At 55.3% G+C, this 25,906-nt stretch carries 30 protein-coding genes and 2 pseudogenes; 17 read left to right on the forward strand and 15 right to left on the reverse strand.

Features of this window, described 5'->3' with window-relative positions:
- The first annotated feature begins 63 nt into the window (after positions 1-63).
- The 3 genes from JK208_RS12915 to nhaA all read left to right on the forward strand — a co-directional run bounded on the left by JK208_RS12915 (position 64) and on the right by nhaA (position 3,310).
- Positions 64-987 (forward strand): alpha/beta hydrolase, encoded by a 924-nt coding sequence (locus JK208_RS12915; protein WP_198945561.1) that lies wholly within the window; start codon positions 64-66, stop codon positions 985-987.
- On the forward strand, positions 984-1,844 hold the full coding sequence (locus JK208_RS12920; protein WP_077804083.1) for an NAD(P)-dependent oxidoreductase: 861 nt from the start codon (positions 984-986) through the stop codon (positions 1,842-1,844). Before JK208_RS12915 ends, JK208_RS12920 begins: the two co-directional genes overlap by 4 nt.
- A 257-nt stretch (positions 1,845-2,101) precedes the next feature.
- On the forward strand, positions 2,102-3,310 hold the full coding sequence (gene nhaA, locus JK208_RS12925) for a Na+/H+ antiporter NhaA (RefSeq protein ID WP_077804082.1): 1,209 nt from the start codon (positions 2,102-2,104) through the stop codon (positions 3,308-3,310).
- 4 nt (positions 3,311-3,314) lie between these two features.
- On the opposite strand, the gene JK208_RS12930 is transcribed toward nhaA, so the two are convergent.
- The 3 genes from JK208_RS12930 to JK208_RS12940 all read right to left on the reverse strand — a co-directional run bounded on the left by JK208_RS12930 (position 3,315) and on the right by JK208_RS12940 (position 4,567).
- Positions 3,315-3,740 (reverse strand): type II toxin-antitoxin system VapC family toxin, encoded by a 426-nt coding sequence (locus tag JK208_RS12930; protein WP_077804081.1) that lies wholly within the window; start codon positions 3,738-3,740, stop codon positions 3,315-3,317.
- Entirely contained in the window at positions 3,737-3,979 is a 243-nt protein-coding gene (locus JK208_RS12935) for a type II toxin-antitoxin system Phd/YefM family antitoxin (protein WP_077804080.1), read from the reverse strand. The genes JK208_RS12930 and JK208_RS12935 overlap by 4 nt, the downstream gene beginning before the upstream one ends.
- Positions 3,980-4,333: 354 nt before the next feature.
- A complete protein-coding gene (locus JK208_RS12940) occupies positions 4,334-4,567 on the reverse strand; it encodes a hypothetical protein (RefSeq protein WP_167383471.1) in 234 nt (77 codons plus the stop codon).
- Positions 4,568-4,751: 184 nt separating this feature from the next.
- On the opposite strand from JK208_RS12940, the gene JK208_RS12945 reads away from it, so the two are divergent.
- Together JK208_RS12945 and JK208_RS12950 are read left to right on the forward strand one after the other, a co-directional pair.
- On the forward strand, positions 4,752-5,234 hold the full coding sequence (locus JK208_RS12945) for an Hsp20 family protein (RefSeq protein ID WP_077804079.1): 483 nt from the start codon (positions 4,752-4,754) through the stop codon (positions 5,232-5,234).
- Positions 5,235-5,309: 75 nt separating this feature from the next.
- On the forward strand, positions 5,310-5,651 hold the full coding sequence (locus JK208_RS12950; RefSeq protein ID WP_099287170.1) for a hypothetical protein: 342 nt from the start codon (positions 5,310-5,312) through the stop codon (positions 5,649-5,651).
- A 48-nt stretch (positions 5,652-5,699) separates the two neighbouring features.
- On the opposite strand, the gene JK208_RS12955 is transcribed toward JK208_RS12950, so the two are convergent.
- The 7 genes and pseudogenes from JK208_RS12955 to JK208_RS12985 form a co-directional block, all read right to left on the reverse strand.
- Entirely contained in the window at positions 5,700-6,257 is a 558-nt protein-coding gene (locus tag JK208_RS12955; protein ID WP_077804077.1) for a phosphate-starvation-inducible PsiE family protein, read from the reverse strand.
- 259 nt (positions 6,258-6,516) lie between these two features.
- Positions 6,517-6,822, reverse strand: coding sequence for a hypothetical protein (locus tag JK208_RS12960; RefSeq protein ID WP_233142707.1), 306 nt, complete (start codon positions 6,820-6,822; stop codon positions 6,517-6,519).
- Positions 6,819-7,169, reverse strand: a complete 351-nt coding sequence (locus JK208_RS15910; protein WP_235993401.1) for a hypothetical protein — start codon at positions 7,167-7,169, stop codon at positions 6,819-6,821. Before JK208_RS15910 ends, JK208_RS12960 begins: the two co-directional genes overlap by 4 nt.
- Positions 7,170-7,526: 357 nt before the next feature.
- Positions 7,527-7,796: a hypothetical protein gene (locus tag JK208_RS12970; protein WP_077804075.1), complete on the reverse strand. Its 270-nt coding sequence runs from the start codon at positions 7,794-7,796 to the stop codon at positions 7,527-7,529.
- Between the two features lie 356 nt (positions 7,797-8,152).
- Positions 8,153-8,587, reverse strand: a pseudogene (locus tag JK208_RS12975) (transposase); the annotation flags it as partial.
- A gap of 29 nt (positions 8,588-8,616) precedes the next feature.
- Positions 8,617-9,954, reverse strand: a complete 1,338-nt coding sequence (locus JK208_RS12980) for an IS110 family transposase (protein WP_077804074.1) — start codon at positions 9,952-9,954, stop codon at positions 8,617-8,619.
- A gap of 316 nt (positions 9,955-10,270) precedes the next feature.
- Positions 10,271-10,906: pseudogene (locus JK208_RS12985) on the reverse strand (transposase); the annotation flags it as partial.
- 212 nt (positions 10,907-11,118) lie between these two features.
- Between JK208_RS12985 and JK208_RS12990 the strand changes: the two are divergent.
- The 6 genes from JK208_RS12990 (at position 11,119) to JK208_RS13015 (ending at position 17,250) form a co-directional block, all read left to right on the forward strand.
- A complete protein-coding gene (locus JK208_RS12990; RefSeq protein WP_077804073.1) occupies positions 11,119-12,495 on the forward strand; it encodes a PLP-dependent aminotransferase family protein in 1,377 nt (458 codons plus the stop codon).
- A 53-nt stretch (positions 12,496-12,548) separates the two neighbouring features.
- The gene (locus JK208_RS12995; RefSeq protein WP_077804072.1) at positions 12,549-12,866 is read left to right on the forward strand and encodes a putative quinol monooxygenase; all 318 of its coding nucleotides are present in this window, start codon (positions 12,549-12,551) and stop codon (positions 12,864-12,866) included.
- A 2-nt stretch (positions 12,867-12,868) separates the two neighbouring features.
- Positions 12,869-14,095, forward strand: a complete 1,227-nt coding sequence (locus JK208_RS13000) for a Tm-1-like ATP-binding domain-containing protein (protein WP_077804071.1) — start codon at positions 12,869-12,871, stop codon at positions 14,093-14,095.
- On the forward strand, positions 14,088-14,918 hold the full coding sequence (locus JK208_RS13005; protein WP_077804070.1) for a phosphoenolpyruvate hydrolase family protein: 831 nt from the start codon (positions 14,088-14,090) through the stop codon (positions 14,916-14,918). The genes JK208_RS13000 and JK208_RS13005 overlap by 8 nt, the downstream gene beginning before the upstream one ends.
- 489 nt (positions 14,919-15,407) lie before the next feature.
- A complete protein-coding gene (locus tag JK208_RS13010; RefSeq protein ID WP_077804069.1) occupies positions 15,408-16,016 on the forward strand; it encodes a nitroreductase family protein in 609 nt (202 codons plus the stop codon).
- 37 nt (positions 16,017-16,053) lie between these two features.
- Complete coding sequence (locus tag JK208_RS13015; protein ID WP_244178138.1) at positions 16,054-17,250, forward strand: MFS transporter; 1,197 nt, start codon at positions 16,054-16,056, stop codon at positions 17,248-17,250.
- Between the two features lie 219 nt (positions 17,251-17,469).
- Here the strand turns inward: JK208_RS13015 and JK208_RS13020 are convergent, their stop codons facing one another.
- Together JK208_RS13020 and JK208_RS13025 are read right to left on the reverse strand one after the other, a co-directional pair.
- On the reverse strand, positions 17,470-17,877 hold the full coding sequence (locus tag JK208_RS13020) for a VOC family protein (RefSeq protein ID WP_063904056.1): 408 nt from the start codon (positions 17,875-17,877) through the stop codon (positions 17,470-17,472).
- Positions 17,874-18,500 carry a glutathione S-transferase family protein gene (locus JK208_RS13025; RefSeq protein ID WP_063904081.1) on the reverse strand — a complete coding sequence of 209 codons (627 nt, stop codon included), beginning with the start codon at positions 18,498-18,500 and terminating at the stop codon, positions 17,874-17,876. The genes JK208_RS13020 and JK208_RS13025 overlap by 4 nt, the downstream gene beginning before the upstream one ends.
- Positions 18,501-18,649: 149 nt before the next feature.
- Between JK208_RS13025 and JK208_RS13030 the strand changes: the two genes are divergently transcribed.
- On the forward strand, positions 18,650-19,543 hold the full coding sequence (locus tag JK208_RS13030; RefSeq protein WP_255376062.1) for a LysR family transcriptional regulator: 894 nt from the start codon (positions 18,650-18,652) through the stop codon (positions 19,541-19,543).
- Between the two features lie 122 nt (positions 19,544-19,665).
- Here JK208_RS13030 and JK208_RS13035 read toward each other — a convergent pair whose 3' ends face one another.
- Positions 19,666-20,136, reverse strand: a complete 471-nt coding sequence (locus JK208_RS13035; RefSeq protein ID WP_233142702.1) for an Rrf2 family transcriptional regulator — start codon at positions 20,134-20,136, stop codon at positions 19,666-19,668.
- A gap of 80 nt (positions 20,137-20,216) precedes the next feature.
- Here JK208_RS13035 and JK208_RS13040 point away from each other — a divergent pair, with 80 nt between their 5' ends.
- Complete coding sequence (locus JK208_RS13040; RefSeq protein WP_077804067.1) at positions 20,217-21,110, forward strand: NAD(P)/FAD-dependent oxidoreductase; 894 nt, start codon at positions 20,217-20,219, stop codon at positions 21,108-21,110.
- Between the two features lie 38 nt (positions 21,111-21,148).
- Here the strand turns inward: JK208_RS13040 and JK208_RS13045 are convergent, their stop codons facing one another.
- The gene (locus tag JK208_RS13045) at positions 21,149-22,363 is read right to left on the reverse strand and encodes an MFS transporter (protein ID WP_063904058.1); all 1,215 of its coding nucleotides are present in this window, start codon (positions 22,361-22,363) and stop codon (positions 21,149-21,151) included.
- A gap of 104 nt (positions 22,364-22,467) precedes the next feature.
- On the opposite strand from JK208_RS13045, the gene JK208_RS13050 reads away from it, so the two are divergent.
- The 4 genes from JK208_RS13050 (at position 22,468) to JK208_RS13065 (ending at position 25,406) form a co-directional block, all read left to right on the forward strand.
- Positions 22,468-23,085, forward strand: a complete 618-nt coding sequence (locus tag JK208_RS13050) for a TetR/AcrR family transcriptional regulator (protein ID WP_063904059.1) — start codon at positions 22,468-22,470, stop codon at positions 23,083-23,085.
- Between the two features lie 170 nt (positions 23,086-23,255).
- A complete protein-coding gene (locus JK208_RS13055; RefSeq protein ID WP_063904060.1) occupies positions 23,256-24,017 on the forward strand; it encodes an SDR family NAD(P)-dependent oxidoreductase in 762 nt (253 codons plus the stop codon).
- A 31-nt stretch (positions 24,018-24,048) separates the two neighbouring features.
- On the forward strand, positions 24,049-24,501 hold the full coding sequence (locus JK208_RS13060; RefSeq protein ID WP_063904061.1) for an SRPBCC family protein: 453 nt from the start codon (positions 24,049-24,051) through the stop codon (positions 24,499-24,501).
- Between the two features lie 14 nt (positions 24,502-24,515).
- Positions 24,516-25,406, forward strand: coding sequence for an aldo/keto reductase (locus tag JK208_RS13065; protein ID WP_077802257.1), 891 nt, complete (start codon positions 24,516-24,518; stop codon positions 25,404-25,406).
- Between the two features lie 18 nt (positions 25,407-25,424).
- On the opposite strand, the gene JK208_RS13070 is transcribed toward JK208_RS13065, so the two are convergent.
- The gene (locus JK208_RS13070; protein WP_077804066.1) at positions 25,425-25,889 is read right to left on the reverse strand and encodes a nuclear transport factor 2 family protein; all 465 of its coding nucleotides are present in this window, start codon (positions 25,887-25,889) and stop codon (positions 25,425-25,427) included.
- Between the last annotated feature and the right edge of the window lie 17 nt (positions 25,890-25,906).

Below are 25,906 nucleotides of genomic sequence, written 5' to 3' on the forward strand. Positions count from 1 at the left end.
CCATGGTCGAATGCACCGCTACGCAGTATTCGCCGAGGCCATTTCTGGATACCAGGCGAGCGCGTGGTCCAATCTGGCCGCACCTATCAGCGTGCACCGATGTATGTGGAGTGGGAGGCACCCGAACACGTTACACGTCCTTACCCGATCGTTTTGATGCATGGGGGCGGGTTTCAGGGGACGGAATGGTTCGATACGCCCGATGGCCGAGCGGGATGGGCGCAGCGTCTGGTTGAAGCAGGTTATGCAGTGCTAGTGATCGACCGGCCGGGGCACGGGCGTTCGCCCCTGCATACGGACATCACCGGGGCAATGGGACCGCCGTTTTCCTATGAAGGCGGCCGTCAGATCTATTTCCCTGGTACCAATCCGCGCCATACACAATGGCCGTTTGCTGCGGATAACGAGTCGGCAATGGACGATTTTATCGCGGGTTATGGGCCATTGCCCGCTGATTTGTGCGTCTCCCAGACGATGGATGCCGACCGGACCGCAGCCCTTTTGGATAAAATTGGCCCTGCGATCCTGCTGACGCATTCTGCCTCCGGCCCGGATGGCTGGCTGGTCGCTGATCGGAGACCTGATCTCGTGCGGGGTATCGTTGCGATCGAGCCAATGGGGCCGCCTTTTGCGACCATTCCCAACATCGGACCGATGACGTGGGGCGCTGCTGCCGCGCCACTGGCGTTCGAACCGCCTGTGAGCGATGCAACGGTCCTGCAAGCTGCAGAGCCAGGTACGTATCGCCTGCCGTCTCTGGTCGGATTGCCGATCCTGATCGTGACCGCCGAGGCTAGCGACTTTGCCGCCGCAAGCCTGCCCACTGCTGCATTTTTGAATAATGCGGGGGCTTCAGCCGAGTTGATGCACCTGCCGGATTATGGCGTGCACGGCAACGGACATGGCTTGATTTACGAGAAAAACTCTGACGAAGCACTGGCTCCAGTACTGGCATGGCTTGCGCCGAACACAGAGGCGTTAGCATGAAGATAGCCTTTATCGGCCTCGGTGCGATGGGTCGTGCTATGGCCACCAATCTGGTCCGCAACGGCCATGACGTTTCCGCTTGGACTCGCTCGGGCCGCACGCTTGCAGGTGTGACCACGCTGGAAATACCGGATAAGGCCTTCGAGGGCGATGTCGTACTGACAATATTGTCAGATGATACGGCTGTTCGCTCCGTAATCGTCGATCCAGATTTGCTGTCACGCGCAAAATCAGGTGTGATCCATGTGATGATGTCCACGATTTCGGTCGCGTTTTCGCGCGAGCTGACGGCGCTGCACAACCAAGCCGGGGTGGCATTTGTGGCAAGCCCTGTTCTTGGCAGGCCGGATGTTGCGGCAGACGGCGCGTTGCAGATCCTGACGGGTGGCGATCCAACACATTTGGCCAGGCTCGTGCCCGTATTCGAGGTTTTGAGCAAACGTATTTGGCCGATGGGGGACAAACCTTGGGGAGCTCATGCGGCTAAGATTGCGTGTAATATGATGATTACCATGGCGATTGAGGCGATGGCGGAGGCAGTTGTGCTGACAGAGGCTAATGGTGTCGCACGCGAGGTATTTTTTGATCTGATCCTAAATACGCTGTTTGGCAGTCGATCTTATCAGGTCTACTCGAAGAATATCACGAACCGGGTTTACGAACCCGGCTTCCGTGCGGCTCTCGGCCTCAAGGATCTGAGGCTTGCGACAGAAGCGGGTGCTGCGACCGGTCGTGAACTGCCAATGCTGGCTGCGATCTTCGGACAGATGGGAGAAGCCATTGATGCTGGGCATGGAGAAAAGGACTGGTCGATCGTCGCGGCGCAGACATTGGGTGAGGCAGATAAGAATTCCTGAGAGATTATGGGATGCATAGTCAGGCGTATGAGCGGTAGTTAGACGGCATACAGAAAGCATGTCTGCTTTTGGAAATTCTCTACGGCGCTTTGCATGTCCGAGATGAGGGCGTAAGCAGCAGGTCCGCTTACGCCTACACGCCGAACATCAGCCGCGTTAAACGGCCATCCGGAAAGCGGGCATTAATAGAAACATTATGACAAGGTAGCGCATCGCTACAGGCTTGTGTGGGAGCCTGCCTCATTCAACAAAGAGGAATGAGCGAATTTTCTGTTCCGTCCACAACGCATATCCGACGTTTTCTGGCCTCTCCCGCAGGTGGGGCGTCTGTTCTCCTGCTGGCATCCCTGTTGGGTCTTGTCCTGGCGAATTCGTCATGGGCGTCGGGTTACGGCACCCTGATAACAACGCCCATGAAATTACCCATCTTGGGAGAGCGGGGGCCAGAAAACATTGATGCATGGGTCTCTGACGGACTCATGACCCTATTCTTTCTGGTGGTCATTCTCGAAATCAAAAAGGAAATTGTTTCCGGGCACCTCTCATCACTACGCAGCATCGCCCTTCCGCTTATCGGAGCGTTGGGGGGAATGATCGTGCCGGCCCTTACGTATCTGCTGGTAACATGCGATCATCCGGAAGCGACACGCGGCTGGGCCGTTCCTGTTGCAACGGATGCCGCGTTTACGTTGCCAATCATCCTTGCTCTTGGAAGGCATGTCTCGCCGGGAGCCAGGGCCTGGCTGATGGCGCTTGCCATTTTCGACGATGTGCTGGGGATTGTGGTGATCGCCCTATTTTATGGGAGCGCTCTGTATTGGCCGGGGCTTATCGCGGTCGTGATCGTGACTGCCGCATTGGTCGGCGCGAACAGGATTGGGATCAGAACTCTCTGGAGCTACGGCATCGGTTGCGTCCTGTTATGGGTGGCGCTTCTGGATGCCGGCCTGCACCCGACGCTTGCTGGAGTCATCACCGGCCTATGCCTTCCAGCAGTCACCTCAGGAATGGATGCCAGACAAGCTACGCCACTTGATCGGACATCTTCTGCGTTGACCCCTTTCGTTACCTGGGTCGTTCTACCGCTGTTCGGTTTCATGAACGTGGGTGTTTCACTAGCTGGCGTTCATCCGGACATGATGCTGGAGGCTGCTCCGCTCGGGATTATATTAGGACTGATTGTTGGCAAACCGGTCGGCATCTTTGGTATAACAATGCTTTCGACCCGCCTGAAGATCGCCACGCTTCCGGCTGAAACGCCGACGGGGATGCTGTTTGGGCTTTCGTTGCTATGCGGCATTGGGTTCACGATTAGTCTGTTTATCGCAAACTTGGCATTTTCCGGATCAGATCTTGTGACACCAGCTAAGATGGGCATCTTTGCTGGCTCTGTTCTGTCTGCCCTGATGGGATGGCTTTGGTTACGCTTCTTATCCCAACACAACCGGCTACCCCCCCATTCCTGACAAATTATAGTAGCTTTGTTTTTAAGCCTATATTAGGACCTGCCTCAGCGAGGCGTCTATCAAGAGTGCATAACGTTGCTCCGTGATCGGCGCAGACGGCAAGGTGTAAGGCATCACCTGCACGCAGCCCTAACGCATACTGATCAGAAAAACGCGCCGCTGCCCTGAACTGCTGTGTCGTTATGGGCAAAATCTGAAAGCTTTCAGCGGACAGACGAGTAAAGAGGGCTAACGCATTTGCACGGTCAGCAACGTTGATCTGACCGCTCCGTAGTTTGATTGAAAGTGCGGAAGAAAACTCAGTCGCGACCCAATCACTTATAAATAATTCGTCTGGATCCTGACTGGAAAGCCATGATTGCATCCGGTCTGTCTCTGCCTCGTTGGTCAGCGCGGCAACCAGAACGGACGTATCGATATAAACGCTCAATATCGTGCCTCGTCTCGCATATCCCGTACCATTTCTCGCGCGGACACAGCCTGGACTGTCATATTGGCTGTAAGCGAGCGCAGAGCGTTCAAATCAACAGGCTTGCGCTTGCATGTGACTTTGTCGATTTGTGCGACGATTTTCCCCCGACGCATAATGCGAACGGGTTCGCCCTGCATGGCCTGATCGACCAAACGACTGAGGTGGGCTTTTGCGTCCACCAAATTCACAGTTTGCACATCGAATCTCCTGACCATTAAACTAGTCACTTCATAGCGCGGAGATTTATTCTAAGGTAGACAAATTAAGCGCAACCAGATCGCAGCACAAAGTTTCGTGTCCGCTTTTGTCATATCTGCGTGCATAGCCGACCTGCCGCTTCCCCCCCTAAACAGCCTGTCGGCTCATCAACAACAGAGCAGACGGGCTGTAGTCGCCCTCATCCCGGACATACAAGCCCCCATTCGCCAAGCTCCTTAGCGGACAGTCCGCAATCACCATGAGCTGATGGAGTTTCCTCCCACCCGAGTGCATTCTCCGCTCGGCTGCATAAAAGCAGCCCCTTCTGAGAACGTATCATAGAACAAGACATGTCAGATGGGGTGGAAGGCCTCCTTGCGGCATTGATGTGCCATACCGGCGGTTGATAAGCCTTCTGAAGGAGACCGCCCACCCCAACTGACAGCTAGCGGCGCGACCAGGACTGGTGGTGGAACGACAATGGGTGGTCCAGCATAAATCCACGGCCAGGCCTCCGCCGGAGCGGCAATCAGCATGGTCGCGGCGAATGCCACGGCCAGCAACTTCCATCCGATACTATCAGGCATTGTTCTGGTCCACTCTGAACACGCGAACGATTGAGGACGCCCAAACCTGCCTTTCTGCATTTTTGATACCTCTTGACACCATGCACGGAGTGCCCAGATTGAATCTGCCGGCCGCCGAAGGGGTCGGCAGACAGAACTATCAGTTTTGATCTTGTGTCCATGTTGCTCAAAGGAGGATATGGCTATGAGAGCCACCGTTGATTTTGCTCCCCTGTTCCGTTCGAGCGTGGGTTTTGACAGAATGCTCAACGCCCTTGATCTCGCCAGCCGGATTCCGGCGGTCGATAACTGGCCGCCTTACGATATCGTCAAGACCGGTGAGGATGATTACCGGATCGACATGGCGGTTGCCGGACTTGCCGAGGCCGACCTTACGATCACACAGGAGCGCAATACTCTTGTCGTGACAGGTCGAAAGGCGCCGGAGCCGCAAAGCGCCACCGAATATCTCCATCGGGGTATTGCGGGCAGAGAATTCGAACGCCGCTTCGATCTGGCCGAGCATATGAAAGTCACCGATGCGCACTTCGAGAACGGACTTCTGTCCATTACTCTGAAACGTGAGATACCCGAAGCGATGAAGCCGCGTCGTATCGCGATTACGTCCTCTACAGCACGTGCGGAGGAAGCCGTGCCCCAGATTGAGGCGCGGAAAGAGGCAGCCTGATGGCGTGACGAAAACTCTCCCCCGGCCATTCATCCGGCCGAGGGAGAATCTCGAAAGGTCATGAGCATGAAGAGGATGAAAATATCTCTGTCGTGCGCTGCTCTGAGCTTGTCTCTACTGAGCCAGTCGGGCGCACATGCTGGTGATGTTGTCCGGACGACTGCAACATCGTTCGATGCAAGGGCGACTGAGGGAACGTCCACAATCCCCGAAACCGGGGCTCGCACTCATTACGAAGACGGCACAGGTGATATGCTGGTCGACAGCTTGAACGCAAGCCAGTTGGATCAGAACTACAAGGGACCGGTCTACTCTCCCGGACAACCCATTCCGCCGTTCCGGCCCATCGACACAGATCATCTGGCACCGTCAGGGCCAGAGACGGCGAAGAAGACGTCCTCATCGCACGAGACATAGTGGGGATTGAGTAAAGGCGGCGTTATAGACCGCCTTTACTTCGATTCTTCAGGATGAAGACCGTTCAGGCTCACAGCGGGCCGCAGGATTATCTTCAAGATGCGCCTGTTCTCTGGCATCGCGCGCGACACGCGCATCCTGCTCGCGGACCAGCCAGTAGACGGCACCCAGCGCCAGAACAGCCGCCGAGAGAGCGAACAGTTCCATGGCAGTCACATCATGCAGATCCAGCAGGATGAATTTGCGGGCAATCGCCAGGAGGGCGATCAGGACGATGGTCCGTACCCGGATGACGTTCTCATGCTGGGCAAGAACGACCAGCAGGGAGTGTTTGAATTCAAGGGCGATGATAACAGTAAAGATCGCGCCAAAAATCGCCTGGAAGATCGTCTGGTTGATCGGATCGATTCCGACATCGACGACCAGATGCCATACCGCGCCGATCAGATGAATCGTCGCGATGGCGGTGACCAGCATGATGAGCGCAATCAGGGTCAGAATGATCGCCTGTTCAAAACGCTCGTAGAATGTCAGGCCCCTGAACAGCTTGATGAAGTGGGACCAGTCCCTGCTCTGCCAGGAACGTTTCATGGAGAGGTCTTCCATAGCCGTTTTCCCATCTATGAATTGCGTTATAGTTCCCACGCCCTGGGTCTGGTTTTTCTTTTAGAGCAGTTCCACTGATCCAGAGTTAAAAGGACTGGTCGAACCGCTTGATCCCTCGGATGTGGATGCGAACTCCCCTGCGGACTGAATCAGTCTCTGGAAGGGCTCATGGCCCTTCCGGCTTACATCCGGTGCCAGCATGGCAGACAACAGGACAATATTCTGGCATGATCTCGCACGGCCTTTGGCAAGGCCAATGTCAGTTGATTTTCGAGGTCTCCCAACGACTAGCCCAAGGCCTTGGCCATGTGCGTGCGGTCAGCGACAGGCAGGAGTTTTCGGACCACGGCGTTGGTCGGGTCGTCGCTTCCGGGTCTGGCGCGGTTCTCCAGCGAGATACCAGGTGGTAAATCAGATGGTCAGCCGCCCGATGCATGAGGCCGCCGTATCCGCGGTCTTTTTCCTCGTAGCTGAGATAGTGGGCAAGCAGGACCGCCAGTTCTGTGCTGATCTGAACGGTCGGAAGCGACATAATTTTGTTCGGCCTGTCCGTATGAAGAGTCATGGTGCACTCCTCAGGCCGGACCGCGTGTCACCCGATGTCAGAGCCGTCGCATCCAGAGGACTGACGCTCAAGCCAGAAACAGTGGCGGTGACGTCGATATGCACGGATCCGAACAGATGCAGGAGGGCGGCCTGAGGCGTATAGGCGCCCTTGACGGCTGCCGAGGTCCTGCCGTCCATAAGGATCGGGTCGATTAGGACCGGGCACCCGGTCTGCCGGCTCAATATCTCTATGGCGCGGGCCAGTGGCATGGATGGAATGTTTACCGGCTGCTTTTCTGTCTCGCACGACAGCATACCCTGCGGTGCATGAGCTGATGTCGGCGAGACCATTCCGACCAGCAGCATGAGGATGAGACCGACAGCGACATGTGGCCTCTCCCGCTGCCGAAGGTGCCGAGGTTGCTTGGCTGTCTGTTCCGCTCGCTCCGTCTTTCCCGCGGAGTGCGACCAAACTGGCCGCATTGTCCCCCGTGAACGGGGCACGGGGGGATGGTTATTCCAATAGTGCTGAAGCGCCTTCAGGTTGAGAAAATGAATAAAACTCGACATCTCCCTGTTCTCGCTGCTTTTGATTTCATCTGCAGAAACGCGGGACCTCCGATGGAAGGCCCCGCTCCACCCTCTCATTCGTGCGGTCGTTCCAGAAAAGATGGCGCTTCCGCTCGGAGAAGGCGTTTCTGATCTACCCGGCGCGGTTGTGCCTTACGCCGCGATCGGAACTGGCGGTGCGGCTCTTGCCCGCATGGGGACACGGAACGCGAGATCAGAAGCCAGAGGATCACACCCGGCAGGGGTGACCGTGCCCGCCTGGACCAGGCATTCCAGCGTAGAGCGAAGTCTGATCCCCGGTATACCGGTATGGGCCACCAGAGACGTCAGCATCACGCCACGTCCGTCATGACCGAGGCGGCGGAGCACGGAGAGGACACGCGGAGCTAGCGGATCGTCTCCAAAAAGGGGGCGCGTTACCATGATACGCCTCCCTCCAGTCGGTTGCGCCATCTCCGGGCGGCTGTGCGCAAGGAGCGGCGATAGCGGGAATAAAGTCCTTTCAGTGTCGACATCCACATCCTCCGATTAAAGCAACATGGACTTCAGTTGTCTGGCTCACAGAGCCTATGCCGGACCCGATGGCGTCCAGCGAAAGAAAAATTGGAAGAGATGCTTGCCTCGTCAAGAGGGCACGAAATGCAGATGGAGGGATCGAAGAACCGTTGATTGATGTGCTTGGCCCGTGATTTCTGGGTTTTGGCAATCTGATTGACGGTTCTTTGGGGCGTTTTCTGTTTGTGTTTTGAACGGATTAGGGGCTGTCCCCTGCTGGATGACTACGCGCTCGCGCTGATTCGCTCCAGGAAGAGAAGACGGCGCATATTATAGACGATATTGGCGAGCCCGATCCTCATGGTGGCCCGGGTGATACCGACAGTTCGGATCAGCAGTCCCGTCTGTGATTTCTGATCGGCAAAGACATGCTCGACACGAGATCGGATCACAGACTTTCCGGCATTCGATTTCTGGATATGCCGGGGCATAGGTTTGAGATGCGGCTTTTTCCTGTGAACCTTGGAGACAAAGCCCTGCTTTTCCATGAAGTCTTCGTTGGCTTTGGAGCGATAGGCCGTGTCTGCCCAGACGCTTGAGGCCGTATTGGTTTTATCCAGCAGCCCCTCTCTCAATCGCGCGCCATCGCTGGCAACGGCATCCGTCGTCTTCCATTTCCGGATGAACCGATACTTCCGGTCGATGGAGACGTGATCTTGTACCGAGAGCGCAAGCAATTTTTCCGGTTTCAGGAGTTCTTTTCGATCCGATTGGAACGACGTCCTGCTCTACTGTTTTCTCCGACAGTATAGCGCTCCAGAGTGATAGCTTTTGCTTCACAGAGGGTGATGCTGTTTCCCTCCCTGTCGCGCACTTCATAAGGCTTTCCTCGTTTGAGAACGCTGAAGATCCGGTTCACAATACGATTGGCAACGGCACATAAAGCCTGTTTGTGATGATGACCTTTCGCCGTCATCAGCCTCCAATAAAGTTCTGCCAGTTCAGGATCTGTTTTTCGTGCCGTATCAGCAGCAAGATAAAGTGCATGTTTGATGCGGTTATTGCCACCCTGGATCAGGGTCTGGCCCGCTCGCTCCACACCACCACTATCAGCCCTCCTGGGAAACAGGCCACAGAACCACCGTAAATGTTTTTCGGAATGAAACCGCTCAATGTTCTGCAAGATACCGATCAGGGTTGGCGCGAGATGACGGCCGACACCCGGAACACTGAGCAGAAGAGCCTGTGGGTCGAGGTGTTTATAGAGATCTGCAATATGCTGCTCAAAATCTTCAACTGGTTGGATTTTCTTCAGAACATTCTCAATTCCCGTCGCGATTTGGAATTGTAGTTCCGAAAAATCAATGTGTGTCCCATGAAGGTCTTGAGCGTATTGCGCCGCTTCACGTAACCCTGTGATCAGCGTTTCCACAAAGGGCCCACTGCGCGGATGGTTCCCTCCCGCATGAGCTCCAACATATTTGGCGAATGTCGTACGACGCGCCTTCAAAACATCCGAGGGGTGAAACCATTTCTGCAACAGGGCCAAAGAGAGCCGTGTTCCTAAGTCGGGCAAGACTGCTTCAAGCCTGGGGGATGCCCAACGAATGAGATCAAGCAGGCGCCGCCTGGCATCCGCGATCTCGTTCTGAAAGCGGCTTCTCTGTTTGATTAGACGTTGAAGAGCGTGGCTTTGCGGATCCGGAATGTGGACTGGATCAAGACGTGGTCCACCAAATGACGGTATGGCCGCCAGGATCTGGGCATCAGCCATATCCGTTTTGGCGTGTTCGGAAAGGTAACGGCGTAGAGCCTTGACCCGTTTTCCCTTGACACGAGCCACGGTGACGCCAGCATCTGCAAGATGGTGGGCAACAGGAAACCAGCTCATGCCGGTTGGCTCCATGATGGCCTGAATGTGGTCATCCGCTCTCAGCCCCATCACGGCTGTCTGAACAAAAGCGGCGAGTGAGGGCTGATCGTGCCTGAAACGAATTGCACGGCCATTAGGGCGGCCATCGTCATAGATCTGAGCGAGGTGATCTCCGCGAATGGCCAGATCAATACCAATGATACGGAATGTCATGGTCGGTCCTTTCTGGTGAGGGAACCAACGCTACGGTCACAGTCAGGTGTGTCATTCGTGGCCGATCAACTTCACTCAAAGCAGACGCCACAATCTTGTTACTCTTGCCCCGTCAGCGCGGCCGGACCGGGTTCATGCTTCACAAAAGACGAGACGATCGGCGGATCTCTCAGGGACTTCAGCCCCGAACCGGCCTGGTTCGCTCTGAGAGTATAGACCCGGTTCCCGGCATGCTGGGAACCGGGTCTGATCCACAACCACGTCTCCGAAGCCTGCGCTTCTCCGACTTTCTCCATGGCATCAAACCCGGCCCCGCTATCGATACCTGGGATTTGTAGCCAAAGAACGGGATGGCGAGATCGCTGGATGGCATGGTTCCATCATCCTGCCGCTTCGCCTTCGTGAACTTCAGCGTCCAGCGCGCATGGCGATCCTTGTGCGACAGCTTGGACGGCTTGTCCTGCCAGTCTTCGGGGGTACGTCCTGCCCGGAGATCTACCTTCTCGGCATTAGTATTGCGCTGCTTTGGAGCAGCCACCAGCGTTGCATCCAGGATCTGACCCGACATCGGCAGATAGCCTGCGTTCCGCAGGGTCGCATCAAAGCGCTCAAACAGTCTTTCAATGGCCCCCGCCTGTGTCAGGCGTTCACGGAACAGCCAGATTGTTTTGGCATCAGGCACCCGATCTGAAAGCCCCAGACCAAGGAAACGCATGAACGACAGCCGGTCGTTGATGAGATATTCCGTCCGTTCATCAGACAGATTGTTCAGCGTCTGGATCACCAGGATCTTGAACATCAGCACCGGATCAAATGGCCGTCGCCCGCCTTTGCTTCCATCTGAATAGGCCAGGGCCTTCTCCAGATCAGGGCAGAACGCTTCAAGCTGATCACCAAGCCCGCTCAATCGCGCAAGCCGCTCTTCAACGTCAAAGAAACCAGCCTGCTTCATCTTCTCCCTCAATCAATGCAGGAGAAATGGAATCACAGAGACAGACTCAAAACCAGAGGGTTTTTCGAACCCTCCAGGTAGCCCTGACGATTGGCTTCTGGCTTCGCGGGGGCGGGACGATACGATAGAATAGTCCTAACCACCCTCCATCTGCCATCCAGAGCGGGGTATTCCCCCACTATTGAGCTTTCTAAAATTAATTAGGCAAAACAATGCGAAGCCAGTCACCTTGGAATGCACGTCTCCCAGACGGAACCGGATCGTCAGCAGAGCGTCTAGCCGACGTGCTGGGATCAGACATACTCCATGGTATTTTGTCTGTTGGCGATCGACTGCCAGCACACCGTGACCTCGCGTGGCGTCTGGGCATCGGCATTGGATCCGTTACGCGCGCTTATGCCATTCTTGAAAGACGCGGATTAGTGCGGGCCGAGCATGGGCGTGGATCTTTCGTTGCAGCACGGGCGGATGATCGGTCGATTTTGCTGGATATGTCCACCAATATGCCCCCGCCCATGTTTAGTGACCGAGCACTCGCTCGCACCCTGTCACGTCTGGCCCGTACCGTCGACGCCGCCCTTTTTAACGTTTATCCACCTGTTGCTGGACATATCGAACACCGTCGAATTATGGCGCACTGGCTGACAGGTTGCGGTATCGAAATCGATCCGGAAAATCTGTTACTGACTGGTGGAGCGCAACAGGCACTCAGCGTGGCGTTCACCGTCGCGCGCCCACATGTGGGCAGCATTATAACCGAAGAGGTGACCTACCCCGGCATGCTGGACACAGTGCGTCGCGGAGGAAAAACCTTGCAAAGTATTGCCATGGATGCGCGCGGGATGATGCCTGATGGGCTGGAAGCCGCCTTATCGTCACCCCAAACTGGACGGGCATTAGTGTATGTAACGCCCACCCTGCATAATCCAACCACCGCTTGCATGGATAGCGATCGAGTACATGCCATTGCCCAGTTATGCCGCCGGTTCGATGCTCTGGTCATCGAAGATGGTGTCTATGCTGGACAGAGCAAGCTAAACCACACTCTCGCGGCGCTCATTCCGGAACGGACTTTTCATGTTTCCAGTCTGTCAAAAATCATCAGTCCAGGTTTGCGCATAGGCGCGCTTGCCCCCCCAGCTGCATTCGCAGCGCAGACACTTCCAGTACTGCTTGCATCATCCCTGATGATCGCTCCCCTGTCCTATGCGATGATGGCTCAGTGGTTGAGCGATGGAACGGCTAGCAGCGTCCGTCAATCTTTACGTGCCGAAGCCGCAAGACGACGGAATCTTGCCCGTAATATATTGGGCAAACGCATGACAGAACCGGGTGGAGACGGCTTTCACCTTTGGCTGCCCATGGATGCATCCACAGCAGAAAACGTCGCTGAAAACGCAAAGGCACTCGGTGTTTCAATCGCACCACCGAGCGCTTTTGCCAGTTGCGACACCCTTCAAACAACAGGCGTAAGGCTCGCCCTGGGTGCCGTATCCTTCAAAAATCTGACCGTAGCGCTGACGCGCATACGTCAGGCATGCGAACTAGTAGAAAGAAAAGTGTCACGCGACACTATAGTCTTAGGCTGAAAGTGTCACTCCGCGTTAGTCTGACAAGAACAGTCAGGCGGCGGAGAGAAAGCATGTCAGACCTATCAACAAATGTCCTTACTATCATTGCCGAAATCTACATCCGACCTGAACACAAAGATGCCGTCCTCGGCGCAGTTGCGGCATGCGTTATCGCGTCGCGTTTAGAGCCGTCCAATATCTCCTATGACTGCAAGCGTGACCAAAACAACCCGCAGCATCTCGTGTTTATCGAACAGTGGGAGAGTCTCGACGCGCTTCTAATTCATGAGCAGACGGCACATTTCCTGGCCATGAAAGAGACGTTTACGGCAGGACTGGAAAGACCACTGACGGTCACATTGCTTGAGCCGTGTCCCCGGATGGCCTGACGATGGCAAAATACGTCTATATCATCGGAACGCGAGACACCAAGGACGCAGAACTCCGTTATCTGCAAACCAAATTGTCGGAACGTGGTGTGCTCTCCAGAGTTGTCGATGTCTCCACAGGACACAATTGCACCGGTGTCATTCAAGCCACCGATGTCGTGGCATGGGACGTCGCATCATGCCACCCGCGTGGGCCCGATGCCGTATTCGGGAATGTCAGAGGTCCAGCAATTGCAGGAATGTCTGACGCGTTGTTGCACTATCTCTCCTCGCGCCCTGATGTGGCAGGAGTACTGGCACTAGGGGGGTCTGGAGGCAGCGCACTGGTAGCACCTGCTTTGCAGGCAATGCCCATCGGTATTCCAAAAATTCTTGTGTCCACCGTGGCATCTGGAAACGTTGCGCCTTATGTTGGTGGATCCGATATAGCAATGCTGTATTCCGTGGTCGATATGCAAGGGCTGAACCGTGTGTCGCGGCGAGTGCTCGAAAACGCAGCGAATGCCATGGCCGGTATGGTGCGTTCTGCGACGCATGAACCCGAAGACCAACGCCCTGCGATTGGCTTGACGATGTTTGGTGTAACGACACCCTGCGTCACACACCTGACTGATACCTTGCATCATCAGTTTGACTGTTTGGTGTTTCACGCCACCGGCACGGGTGGTCGTTCGATGGAACAGCTTATTGATCGTGGAGTCATACGCGGTGTAATTGACGTTACAACAACGGAATTCTGCGACCTCATTGCGAATGGTATTTTTCCTTGTGGAGAAGACCGGCTCGGCGCAGTTGAACGCACTAAAGTGCCTTATGTCGGCAGTTGCGGTGGTCTCGACATGGTCAATTTCGCTGCCCGAGATACGGTTCCACAAAATTATAGAAATCGTGTTCTGGTAGAGCATAACCCACACATCACACTGATGCGTACATCAGCCGAAGAATGTCGTCAGATGGGGCAAATGATTGCCGAACGCCTGAATCACTGCGAAGGCCCCGTCGCATTCTTTATACCGGAAGGCGGCTTTTCTTTACTTGATGCGGCTGGAGAGGTCTTTTTCGATCCCGAAGCCGATGAAGCATTCGTCGCGGCGTTATCAGGGATGCTGCGCGAAAGCGCAAGGCGAAGGCTGATACGCCTGCCATATGCGCTCAATGATTCTGCTTTTGCTCAGGCAATGGCGGACGAATTTCAGACAATGTTCAAGGAGACCGAATTCAATGCCTAGCATTGCACGCGAAACTATTCTTGGTCGTTTGCGCGGCCTTATCGCAGAAGGGCGCCCCATCGTTGGGGGCGGAGCAGGAACAGGTCTTTCCGCCAAATGTGAGGCGGAGGGCGGCATCGATCTGATCGTCATTTATAACTCCGGTCGTTACCGCATGGCTGGACGCGGTTCACTTGCGGGCTTGCTTGCTTATGGCAACGCCAATCAGATCGTTATGGAGATGGCACGTGAGGTGCTGCCAGTTGTCCCAAACACGCCAGTACTTGCCGGCGTGAATGGTACCGATCCATTTGTGGACTTTGATGTATTCCTCGACGAAATACGCAGGGTGGGTTTTTCTGGTATACAAAACTTCCCGACAGTCGGGCTGATTGACGGTACATTCCGAAAAAACCTTGAAGAAACCGGCATGAGCTATGCTATGGAAGTGGATGTCGTCGCTCGGGCCCGCAAGAAAGATTTGCTCACGACCCCTTATATCTTCGACCCAGAGCAAGCTGTCAGCATGACAAAAGCGGGCGCGGATGTTCTGGTTGCCCACATGGGCCTGACAACTGGTGGCAATATTGGTGCAGAAACAGCATTCACACTGGACGACTGTATAACGCTGATCAACCAGATGACGGATGCTGCCAAAAGTGTGAGAGACGACGTCATCGTTCTTTGCCATGGCGGACCGATTGCAATGCCTGAAGATGCCCAGAAAGTCCTCAAGGCTTGCCCTGATTGCCATGGATTTTATGGTGCATCGAGTATGGAACGGTTGCCAACCGAACGCGCGCTGGTCGAACAGACACAATTGTTTAAATCTATGACGCGCTAGTATTCTTCCTGAAGGGCATGTTAGGAAATAGTAATGTCTTAAACATGCCTTTCTTTTTCCTTCCGTACATTTGAAAAATTCCATGAATAGCCATATAAATCAGGAGCATAGACATGATAGGAAGCGATATCAGTGATGCTATGCTCCGGCCCCAGTCTCGGGAACAGATCCCCGACGATGAAGAGATCGCCAGTCAGCGTCACGGCTGGTAGTGTGTATGACACAAGGCGATCTCATGAAACCATTACCAGCCCTGATACATGGTAGATCATACCTCCCAAAAAGAATGTAGTGTTATGGCGCCTCGCATCAGCAAAGATGCCATCACCCGAAATGAAACTCTGTAGGCCTACGGCTATCCCGGACGGGCCAAGGGGAACGATGGAACACCCATCAGACGGGCCGTCTCATAAGCCTAAGCACCCTTAATGCCCTCTCCGCGTTGACAGGGTAAATTGTACAACAGAGCCACACAACAGGAGAAATGTCATGCCCCTCGACGTCGCCAGTGCCATTCTGCAACGCCGCGCTACCAAAGTCTTCGATCCCGACCACCGCATGACGGACGCTGAACTCGACACACTGCTCGGTCTCGCCCGCCGTATGCCAACGGCGTTCAACATCCAGAATTGGCGCTTCGTCGCCGTGACCGATCCAGAACTGCGCACCAAGATCCGCGCCGTCGCATGGGATCAAGCTCAGGTTACCGACTCTTCCGTGCTTCTGGTTCTCTGCGCTGACATCAAGGCGTGGGAGAAATCCACCACGCGCTACTGGGAAAACGCCTCCACCGAAGTGCAGCAATTCATGACCGGCGCGATCGATCAGTATTATCGTGGACGCGAACAGGTCCAGCGCGACGAAGGCATGCGCTCGTGCGGTATGGCAGCGGCAGCCATCATGCTACAGGCCGAAAGCATGGGCTACGGCACATGCCCGATGGACGGTTTCGACTTCGACGCAGTGGGCAAGCTGATCAATCTTCCCGAGGACCATGAAATCGTCATGTTCGTCGCGGTCGGTAAATGTGCCAAGTCCCCTCACCCGACCGGCGGCATCCTTCCGACAGACGAGATCATTTTCAGGAACACGTTCTGAGCCGCCACTCGCCTCAAAAGTTGCCAGAAGGCCGCCCGTGACAAACGCTACCGCTCACACGACATTCCGCCTGACACCGGCGATAACCGGACTGTTCGCCGGGGTGTGCGGCCTGACGGTCGCGAACATCTACTACGCGCAGGCTCTGATCGGCCCCATCACGAGTGCACTGGCCATTTCCTCCACATGGGCGGGAAGTATCGTCACGCTGACCCAACTCGGCTACGGGGCTGGGTTGGTCCTGATCGTGCCGCTCTGCGACCAGTCCGAAAACCGTCGTCTGATCCTCCTAACGATTGCCGGGCTTGTCGTCAGTCTGATCGGAGCGGCGCTCAGCACCTCAGTCGCGACATTCATGCTGTTTTCCGTCACCATCGGTCTGTGTTCCGTGGGATCGCAGATTCTGCTGCCGCTCGCCACGCATTTCGTGGAACCCGGTCAACGTGGCAGAACGATCGGCAATATCATGGGCGGTCTGCTGTCGGGGATCATGCTCTCGCGGCCCGTCGCAAACGCTATGGCGGCCGCGTTCGGCTGGCGAGCCGTGTTCTGGGTCTCTGCTGTCGTCATGATGCTCGCGGGTCTTGGGCTGGCGCGCGTTCTGCCCGTTCAGGCCCCAACCCGTCGCATGTCTTACGGAAGCCTCTTGCGGTCGATCATGCATCTTCTGGTCCAATACAGGACGTTAAGGGTTCGCATCGCCTGTCATGGTCTCGTCTTCGCTGTCTTCAACATGTTCTGGACCGCCATTCCGCTTTTGCTTCATGCCCAGTTCGGCTTTAGCCAGAGCAAGATTGCCCTCTTCGCACTCGCGGGAGCAGGCGGCGCACTGGCCGCTCCTCTCGCAGGACGCTTGGCTGACGCCGGACTGACCCGTCCGGCGACACTGAGCGCAATCGCACTCGTAGGCGCAACGTCTCTCACCTCGGGCTGGGCCGTCGCTGCAGGTTGGATTATCGTCCTCGCGGTACTTGCGCTGCTGCTGGATGGTGGGGTGCAAACCAATCAGGTCATCAGCCAGCGCGTGGTTTACAGTCTCAACGACACTGCGCGCGGACGCCTGAATGCTGCTTATATGGGCGGTGTGTTCGTCTGCGGTGCGCTCGGATCGTCTTGCGGGGCCGCACTCTACAGCATTGCAGGTTGGTGGGGCTTTGCGATCGCAGGAACGCTCATGTGCCTCGCCTCCCTCGCGCTCTTTGCCGCCACGAATGGTAGGCATGCCGCCTCATGAACCCTGCTCCATTCTCTCCGTCCCTGATCTGGTTTAAAATGCACGAACAGATAGAAATTCAAGACTAGTCTGCTTACCGGCGTCGACCTTCTTGATTCATTCGTTCAGCGTATGCGTCGAACAATCTACCTTGGTAGTACTCGATCTAAGTGATATCGGCTGAATTTTATTATCGGTGTCCTCATTCGGCTATCAAATTCAGAGTTCCAGAAAGACAAATTACTGGAGAATTTCGTTAAATTCCAAAACGTTCCCGTCTGGATCACGAATAAAACAGACGACGCGTCTGTCATGCCCCATATGCACTGGGCCTTCTGTGATCGTAATCCGTTCCTGTTTCAGCCAGGCCACAAGACCCACCATACTTTCGATAATAAATGCCGCATGTGTGTATCCTGGATATTTGACAGGAACATCCATCAGAATATTACCAGCCGGGTCTGACACACCATTAAAAATAAGATGAATACGAAGCCCGGATGGGTGATGTAGACCACAGGCTTTCACCGCTGGAGCGTATTCTTCTGGATCACGGATGAAGCCAAATTTGGCATAAAACCGTTCGGAAACGGCGAGATCCGTCACACGAATGCCTACATGATCTAGACTCAGATGAGAGAAGTTCATTGCGCCTCTCCTGTTTTTAAATCCGCTACAATATTCGCGAATGGAACAAATCCCTCCAGGCGTTCCGTGCGCTGCAACCATCTACCAATGGCCTTGTATTCTGATAGATCAACATTTCCTTCCGGAGCTCTCGCGACATAACTGTAAAGCGCGACATCCGCGATTGTCGGTTCTTGGGTTCCTGCGATCCAGGTCCGGCCCAGCAAGGTTTGCTCGATCACTTTGAGTGTGTCATGAGCACGCTGGATGACCTCTTCCGGATTGAAGGGGGCTCCAAAGACTGTCACAAGACGCGCAGCACAGCATCCATATGTGATTTTTCCTGCCGCAACAGACAGCCAGCGTTGAATTTCCGCCTCTGTTACTAGGTCCTCTGGCAGCCAATGAGATGGCCCCATTTTTCGCGCGACATAAACAAGGATGGCATTGGAATCCGCAATGATAGTCCCGTCATCATCTAGAACGGGAATTTCTCCAAAGGCGTTCAGCCTTAAAAATTCCGGAGTTCTCTGCTCACCCGCGGCAAGGTCGACAAGCGTCAATTCGTGAGGCAAGCCGACAAGAGAGAGAAAGAGGTGCGCCCGATGCGCATGCCCCGAAAGGGGATGATAATAGAGCTTCATGGGGAACTCCCGAAAAAAACGGTTGAACAGATACGTTGTCTTCTCACGCAACAAAGCGTGCGATAATCTACCAAAAGCGCACTTCATTATTACGTTTTGTGGCTATAATTTGTTGATTACAGGAGAGAGATCTGATCGACCTTCCGGCATTGCGGATCTTTATGGCCGTGGCCGATCACGCCAGTTTTGTCGGAGCATCCCGAAAGCTGGGTCTTTCCGCAACAACGGTAACACGGACGGTGAGAAGCCTCGAGACAGCTCTCGGAATCTCCTTATTCAACCGTACAACCCGCTCTGTACATCTGACCACTGAAGGCGTGGTGTTTCTGGCTCGGTGTCGGGCAGCGATTTTCGACCTAGATGGTGCGATTGCTATAGCGCAAGGTGCGAGGACTGCTCCCCAAGGAGTATTGTCGATTACCGCCCCCGTTATTTTTGGACGGGTACACGTCCTTCCCGTTGTCACAGAACTTTTAAAAGCCTGGCCGCAATTGAACATCAGGCTTTTTTTGACAGACCGGGTTGTTCATCTTGTGGAAGAAGGAGTTGATCTCGCCATCCGGATTGCGCCTCCACAAGACAGCGCCCTGAAGATGCAGAAAATCGGAGAGGTCCAGAAAATTTTTGTTGCCAGCCCAGCTTATCTGAAGAAACACGGAGAGCCACAGGTCTTTGAGGATCTCGCAACGCATAGCCTCATTGAGGTTAATGAATATGCAGCGGGATATTCTGAGTGGCGACAGGGCGGGAAATCTGGTTTTTCGATAAAAGTCTCGCCCCGGCTTTTCGTGAACAGTGTCGATGCGGCTCTCACAGCCGCCACCGAAGATCTAGGCATCGTCACGGCATTATCCTACCAAACTCACCAATTTGTTGAAAATGGGCAGCTTCGAAGAATTTTGACTGACACCCCCGCCTCAGTACTTCCGGTCTTCATCCTGTTCCCTGCCAAAGAACGTCAGTCCGTAAATGTTCGAACGTTTGTTTCCGCGATGAAAGACAGGTTTATGGCAAAAAGGTCTCTCAAAGCACACCTCACATAGAAGAAGGGTCCCCTGCAAACAGCCGCTACCATTTTTATGCATTGTGCGGCTTTACGTTTGAGCTTCATTCCATCGAGTAACTGCAAAGCTTTTTGAGCTCTAAAGCGGCAGACTACCCTGGTTCAGGGAGAGCTCGCACAAGACGCAGAAAAGCGCCGGTCAAAATCTTTGGCGATTGCTGCAAGAGTGACCTCGCCTAGTTGAGCAATCAGAAGCGCCTCAGCTTTTTCGAGTGCGCTCGTCATTGACGCATTTACGGCCTGCTCGACGAGGCAATCGGGCGCCGGGTCGGCCAGGCCAATTGCGAAAATACGTGGCTGCCCCACGGCTTTGTAGACATCAAGCATCGAGATACTTTCCAGCGGCTTCAGAAGCGTCCACCCGCCAGCGTGCCCCTTGATGGAACGAACGAACCCCACATCCCGCAGGCCTGCCATCGTACGCCGAATAACAACCGGATTGGTATGCAGCATTTCCGCTGCTTCACCGGAGGTGATGGGCCCATTCGCGCGATCCATATGGATCAGCAAATGCATCATTCTCGATAATCGCCCGTCCAGTTGCATCGCCTGCCCTTTAGGCTCTTCTATCATGTCACATCAAGAGTTGCAAAAAGCTGATATGCATATATGTAACTTCAGACATTACATATGAAGTTGAATAGGATTTAACCATGTATGATGTGATCGTGATAGGCGGCAGCTTTGCCGGACAAGCGGCAGCTATTCAGCTGGCACGGGCTCGCATGAGCGTTTTGCTGATCGATGCTGGCTTACCGCGAAACCGCTTCGCAGACGCGTCTCATGGTTTCCTCGGCCAGGACGGCAAAGCGCCGAACACCATTATGCGTGAAGCCACTGCACAATTACGGCGATATCCAACTGCGCAGATCTTGCAGAACGACGCGCAGAAGGTGGCACGGAATGGCAAGACGTTTACTGTGTCTCTAGCCAACGGAGCAAAATTTCAGGCGAAGCGGCTGATACTCGCTACTGGCGTTTCCGATACTTTGCCCGATATCCCTGGTGTAGCGGAACGATGGGGCAAGACCGTTCTTCATTGTCCTTATTGCCACGGATATGAGGTCCGCAATCATCAGCTTGGAATTATCGCCACAAACCCAATGTCAATCCATCAGGCAACATTAATACCCGATTGGGGGCCAACAACTTACTTCACTCAGGGAATTTACGAGCCTGATCCAGAGCAGGCAATGTTGCTTAACAAGCGCGGCGTCGTGATCGAACGTACTCCAATCATTTCTCTCATCGGAGATGCTCCTGGTTTGGATGCCGTGAAGCTGGCGGATGGACGGCTCATTGAAGTCGCAGCTGTGTTCACGGTACCGAAAACCAGACCTGCCAGCCCGATTGCCGAGGATCTGGGCTGTATTCTGGAAAACGGACCTACCGGTCCGTTCATCAAGGTCGATACCTGGGGCGCAACCTCTGTGTCCGGGGTCTATGTAGCTGGGGATGCGGCTAGCCCGATGCATAATGCAACGGTCGCAGCAGCGTCGGGTGTCCTGGCAGGTATAGCGGCGCACCAATCTTTAGCCAGGGCGTGATCACGCGGTAACGCAATCCGCTGCTTGTCATCGAATACTCAGTTTTCTTTTCCATGCCCGAGCCGATGGCCAGGTCGGAACCCATAGGAGCGGGCTTGCCATGCGATCAGGAAGCTTACAGCAGCGAGTGCCATCACAATCCAGGGGAATGACAGAGCTCCCCACGTTTCCAGCAACACACCACCCAACAGGCCACCGCCGGCTATGGCGCTGTTCCAGACGACGACATTCATCGATAACGCAACATCTGTACCCTCCCCGGCTGCATCAGCCAGAGCCGTCTGGAGCAACGTCGCGGCCCCTCCGAAAGTCAGACCCCATATCGTAACGCCAATCATGATCACCGCAGGCGATGCTGATCCAATTGCAAAAAAAACTGCAACAGCAGCGAATATTGCCAGACTGACCAGAACAGAAAGCCGGAGGGCATGATCGACCGTGCAACTGGTGAGCCAGATGCCTGCAAGGGCAGCAAGGCCAAAAAGCAGGAGGATGCGGTCCGCCTCTCCTGCCAGCCCTGCCGGTGTAATGAACGGTACGATATAAGTGTAGAGAACGTTATGCGCGAGCATCCATGTTACCACGACGCCCAGAACAGATCGCACCCCCGGTGTTCGCAGGACATGACCGAACGGCTGGCGCTCATGATGTGCAAGGCCTGGAAAATCAGGAACCTTCGCCAGAACCCAGACAATTAACAGCAAGGTGGCACCCGACATGATCCAGAAGGCCAGTCTCCATCCCACAGCCGCGCCCAGCCAAGTGCCCGCCGGAACACCTACAGAAAGCGCGATCGGCGTGCCAACCATGGCGATAGCCAGAGCACGTCCTTGCTGAGCGGGTGTCACCATTCTGCGTGCATAGCCGGCCAGCAGGGCCCAGGCGAGCCCTGCCGCTGCACCCGCGCCATATCGCGCCACGAGGGTCAGGTCATAATCCGTCGAGAATGCTGTGATGGAGTTAAAAACTACAAAACCAATGATCGCCAGCAGTAGAACCCGCCTTCTCCGCCAGCGCTGTGTGGCCAATGTTAGCGGGATCGCAGCACTCAGGGAGCCCAAGGCGTAAGCCGTGACCATCTGCCCTGCCAAGGCGGGGGAAACATGCAGCCCAGCCCCGATCTCAGGCAGCAAACCTGCAGGAAGAGTTTCAGTCATAATGCAGATGAAGCCAGTCATCGCCAAGGCGAGTAAGCCGGCCATAGGTAATCTGTCATCGGGACTTCTGCGAAGGGGTATCGTCTTGGAGGTCATGCGGCTCTCATATATGGATCGAATGATCTATATATGAGAGCGTAAATTCTTGGCAATTACTTCTGGATCACTTAATATGAAAATCTTTCAAAAGGAGCAATACCATGGCGCGAACAGGGCGTCCCCGGGAGTTTGACAGGGACAAAGCACTCAATGCCGCCATGACGCTTTTCTGGGCGCAGGGCTACGAACCGACCTCCCTGACACAGCTCAAATCCTGCATGGGCAATATTTCGCCGGCAAGTTTCTATGCCGCGTTCGGCTCGAAGGAAGCCTTGTTTCGCGAAGTCGTGCAGCATTATCTGGCGACCTACGGACAGGTGATGTCGCCCTTATGGGACGAAAACCTGATACCGCGGGATGCGATTGAACGGACTTTGCGCGGTTCAGCGCGTATGCAGGCGACCCGGACGCATCCCTGTGGCTGTCTGGTCGTCTCGGGCGCCAGTAACTGTTCGCCCGAAAACGAAGCCGTTCAGGCCCTTCTCGCTGCAGAGCGCCAGCGGACGCGGACCGGAATCCGGGTCTGCGTGGAGCGCGCGATTGCCCGCGGCGAACTGCGCGATTGCGCGACAACAGCGGCCCTGCCCGATATTTTCGCGACATTTTTCCATGGCATGACATGCGAAGCGCGGGACGGGATGACGTCAACACATCTGGATGCCGCCATCACTTCGCTTCTGACCTTATGGGATGCCAACGCGCTGCTCACCACGCCGTGAAACGGTCTGCCAGACATTGATGAGCCTGCAACAGGCCAAGCCTTATGCCGTTAATTCCATATCGACCACTCCATAACTCCTTGACCCTGTTTTGCGCACATATTATGGACCATCCAGTACGGAATTAAATTCCGGAACACATCGCCGTGTCTCGGCCAAGGAATCCAGTTATGAGCAAACAGGACATCGCATTCGTCACGGGTGCCAATCGCGGCATCGGATACAGTATCGCGAAACATCTGATTGCCTCGGGCATCAACGTGATCGGGACCTATCACTCCAACGAAGACGAGGCGAACGCTGCCGAAGCAGCCCTCGTCGGCCAAAATGCAAAACTGCGCATGCTGAAGCTGGATATCGTGGACCATGAATCGTTCGCGGATTTTTCCGGACAGGTCAGAGCACTTCTCTCACATGAGTTCGAGCACAGTGCACTGAGTTATGTCGTTCAGAACGCAGGCAATATCATTCACACTCGCTTCGATGCTGCGACATCCGAACAGCTCGATAACCAGTACAACATCCATTTCAAAGGCCCCTATCTTCTGACGGTGGCCCTCCTGCCCCTGATTCGGGACGGCGGTCGTATTCTCAACATTACCTCTGCCGCGACCCGTTTCTACCTAACGGATCATGGACCTTATTCAGCCATGAAAGCCGCTACCGAAGTCATCTCACTCTACATGGCAAAAGAACTGGGAGAGCGAGGCATTACCGTCAACGCCGTCGCCCCTGGTGCGATCGCCTCGGACTTCGGTGGTGGTCTGGTCCGTGACGATGCCACGATCAATAAAAGCCTTGCAGACATCACACCCCTCGGGCGTGTCGGACAGCCCGACGATATCGGAGCTGCGGTCCGTGCCCTTCTGTCGGACGACATGCGCTGGATGAATGGCCAACGCATCGAGGTGACGGGAGGGCAGTCGCTATGAGGGCCACACAATTCCAAGCGAAGCCAGCCTCATGATCCACGTTATGGCCAGTAGTATCATTCCTGCATCCCTTCCCTCTGTCTGGCGGCTGGTCCGTAATTTTGGCGCCCTTGGACGCTGGTTGCCGGGCGTCAGAAGCTGCGCGATCGAAGGCAATGAGTCCGGTGACCGCGTCGGCGCAATCCGCTTGGTTGAGATGGGGGATGTCGGACTCATCCGCGAACAGCTTCTGGCACTCTCCGACGTGGATCACGCGGTCACGTTCTCGATCGTTGAATCAGCCCTGCCGGTCCGGAACTATCGCTCTACCATCAGCCTTCTTCCCATAACGAAGAGCGACCACACGTTCATCCAATGGCGGGGGCAGTTCGAGGCCCCAGCCGAACATGCCGCCAGTATGGAGGCCCGGATGCCGACACAGATCTACCAGCCAGCTTTCGACAGACTGGCCGAGATACTGGCCTCAGAGACGACATTGTCATGAAGGAACCTAAACCCATGATCCAGTCCCCCTCTAACGCTTCCCGATCAGGCACATTCAGGATTGGCGGCGATCTCGGCATCAACCGGCTTGGTTTCGGTGCGATGCGCATCACTGGCCAGGGTATATGGGGACCGCCCGCCGATCACGACGAGGCCATCCGCACACTGAAGCGCCTCCCAGAACTCGGCGTCAATTTCATCGACACGGCGGATTCCTATGGTCCGGACGTCTCCGAATGGCTGATCAGGGAAGCTCTGCATCCCTATCCCAAAGGATTGGTCATCGCGACGAAAGGCGGCCTCACCCGCTCCGGCCCCGACATCTGGAAACCGGTCGGACGCCCAGAATATCTATTGCAGCAGGTGCACAAAAGCCTGCGCAACCTCGGCGTCGAGCAGATTGATCTGTGGCAACTCCACCGGATCGATCCCAGAGTCCCGGCAGACGAACAGTTCGACGCGGTCCGCTCCTTCATTGATCAGAAACTGATCCGTCATGCAGGACTGAGCGAGGTCTCTGTCGACAACATCAAAACAGCATCGAAATTCTTCGAGGTCGCGACCGTCCAGAACCGCTACAATCTCGTCGATCGCACCAGCGAGGACGTACTCGACTACTGCACGCAGCAGAACATCGGGTTCATCCCGTGGTTCCCTCTCGCCGCCGGCGACCTCGCCAGGCCGGGATCCATATTGGACACGATGGCGAAGAAATACGGCTCGCATCCAAGCCAGATTGCTCTTGCCTGGGTCCTGATGCGCAGCAAGGCGATGCTTCCGATCCCTGGCACGTCCAAGGTCGCCCATCTGGAACAGAATGTCGCGGCTGCCGACATCACACTGTCCGATGAAGACTTCGCGGCGCTGGACGCAGAAGGCCGCAAGGCGTTCCAGTCAACGCCTTAAGGAAACGCGTCCGGACAGTTACAATCCTAGCGTCGAAAGACCGGGGTGACTGTCCGGACGCCGTCCCTCAGGCCATCGGAACAGACGGTCGGTCGCCGAAATGGGTTGGTCGTTGATTGACGCTGCGCGGTAACGCATCAACCCGTTTTCATCGAACTCCCAATTCTCGTTCCCATGGGACCTGAACCACTGTCCGGCCTGATCCTGCCACTCATAAGCAAAGCGGACCGCGATCCGGTTATCCTGAAAAGCCCAAAGTTCCTTGATAAGGCGGTATTCCTGCTCGCGCTCCCATTTGCGCGTCAGGAACGCAACGATGTCCTCGCGTCCGTGGATGAATTCCAGGCGATTGCGCCACTGGCTATCGGTCGTATAGGCCTGCGCCACCTTTTCAGGATCCTGGCCATTCCAGGCATCTTCCGCGAGACGGACTTTCTGAACAGCAGTTTCAGCATTGAAGGGAGGCAATGGGGGTCGGGACATTGGGAATTCCGCCTCTG

The organism is Gluconobacter sp. Dm-74, from assembly GCF_018256135.1.
Lineage (GTDB): Bacteria > Pseudomonadota > Alphaproteobacteria > Acetobacterales > Acetobacteraceae > Gluconobacter > Gluconobacter cadivus.

Excerpts from the sequence above, each read along its gene's own strand:
- JK208_RS12920 (WP_077804083.1), top strand. The coding sequence starts at position 984 with ATGAAGATAGCCTTTATCGGCCTCGGTGCGATGGGTCGTGCTATGGCC.
- nhaA (WP_077804082.1), top strand. The coding sequence starts at position 2,102 with ATGAGCGAATTTTCTGTTCCGTCCACAACGCATATCCGACGTTTTCTG.
- JK208_RS12940 (WP_167383471.1), bottom strand. The coding sequence starts at position 4,567 with ATGCCTGATAGTATCGGATGGAAGTTGCTGGCCGTGGCATTCGCCGCG.
- JK208_RS12945 (WP_077804079.1), top strand. The coding sequence starts at position 4,752 with ATGAGAGCCACCGTTGATTTTGCTCCCCTGTTCCGTTCGAGCGTGGGT.
- JK208_RS12950 (WP_099287170.1), top strand. The coding sequence starts at position 5,310 with ATGAAAATATCTCTGTCGTGCGCTGCTCTGAGCTTGTCTCTACTGAGC.
- JK208_RS12955 (WP_077804077.1), bottom strand. The coding sequence starts at position 6,257 with ATGGAAGACCTCTCCATGAAACGTTCCTGGCAGAGCAGGGACTGGTCC.
- JK208_RS12960 (WP_233142707.1), bottom strand. The coding sequence starts at position 6,822 with ATGACTCTTCATACGGACAGGCCGAACAAAATTATGTCGCTTCCGACC.
- JK208_RS15910 (WP_235993401.1), bottom strand. The coding sequence starts at position 7,169 with ATGCTGCTGGTCGGAATGGTCTCGCCGACATCAGCTCATGCACCGCAG.
- JK208_RS12970 (WP_077804075.1), bottom strand. The coding sequence starts at position 7,796 with ATGGTAACGCGCCCCCTTTTTGGAGACGATCCGCTAGCTCCGCGTGTC.
- JK208_RS12980 (WP_077804074.1), bottom strand. The coding sequence starts at position 9,954 with ATGACATTCCGTATCATTGGTATTGATCTGGCCATTCGCGGAGATCAC.
- JK208_RS12990 (WP_077804073.1), top strand. The coding sequence starts at position 11,119 with ATGCGAAGCCAGTCACCTTGGAATGCACGTCTCCCAGACGGAACCGGA.
- JK208_RS12995 (WP_077804072.1), top strand. The coding sequence starts at position 12,549 with ATGTCAGACCTATCAACAAATGTCCTTACTATCATTGCCGAAATCTAC.
- JK208_RS13000 (WP_077804071.1), top strand. The coding sequence starts at position 12,869 with ATGGCAAAATACGTCTATATCATCGGAACGCGAGACACCAAGGACGCA.
- JK208_RS13005 (WP_077804070.1), top strand. The coding sequence starts at position 14,088 with ATGCCTAGCATTGCACGCGAAACTATTCTTGGTCGTTTGCGCGGCCTT.
- JK208_RS13010 (WP_077804069.1), top strand. The coding sequence starts at position 15,408 with ATGCCCCTCGACGTCGCCAGTGCCATTCTGCAACGCCGCGCTACCAAA.
- JK208_RS13020 (WP_063904056.1), bottom strand. The coding sequence starts at position 17,877 with ATGAACTTCTCTCATCTGAGTCTAGATCATGTAGGCATTCGTGTGACG.
- JK208_RS13025 (WP_063904081.1), bottom strand. The coding sequence starts at position 18,500 with ATGAAGCTCTATTATCATCCCCTTTCGGGGCATGCGCATCGGGCGCAC.
- JK208_RS13035 (WP_233142702.1), bottom strand. The coding sequence starts at position 20,136 with ATGATAGAAGAGCCTAAAGGGCAGGCGATGCAACTGGACGGGCGATTA.
- JK208_RS13040 (WP_077804067.1), top strand. The coding sequence starts at position 20,217 with ATGTATGATGTGATCGTGATAGGCGGCAGCTTTGCCGGACAAGCGGCA.
- JK208_RS13045 (WP_063904058.1), bottom strand. The coding sequence starts at position 22,363 with ATGACCTCCAAGACGATACCCCTTCGCAGAAGTCCCGATGACAGATTA.
- JK208_RS13050 (WP_063904059.1), top strand. The coding sequence starts at position 22,468 with ATGGCGCGAACAGGGCGTCCCCGGGAGTTTGACAGGGACAAAGCACTC.
- JK208_RS13055 (WP_063904060.1), top strand. The coding sequence starts at position 23,256 with ATGAGCAAACAGGACATCGCATTCGTCACGGGTGCCAATCGCGGCATC.
- JK208_RS13060 (WP_063904061.1), top strand. The coding sequence starts at position 24,049 with ATGATCCACGTTATGGCCAGTAGTATCATTCCTGCATCCCTTCCCTCT.
- JK208_RS13065 (WP_077802257.1), top strand. The coding sequence starts at position 24,516 with ATGATCCAGTCCCCCTCTAACGCTTCCCGATCAGGCACATTCAGGATT.
- JK208_RS13070 (WP_077804066.1), bottom strand. The coding sequence starts at position 25,889 with ATGTCCCGACCCCCATTGCCTCCCTTCAATGCTGAAACTGCTGTTCAG.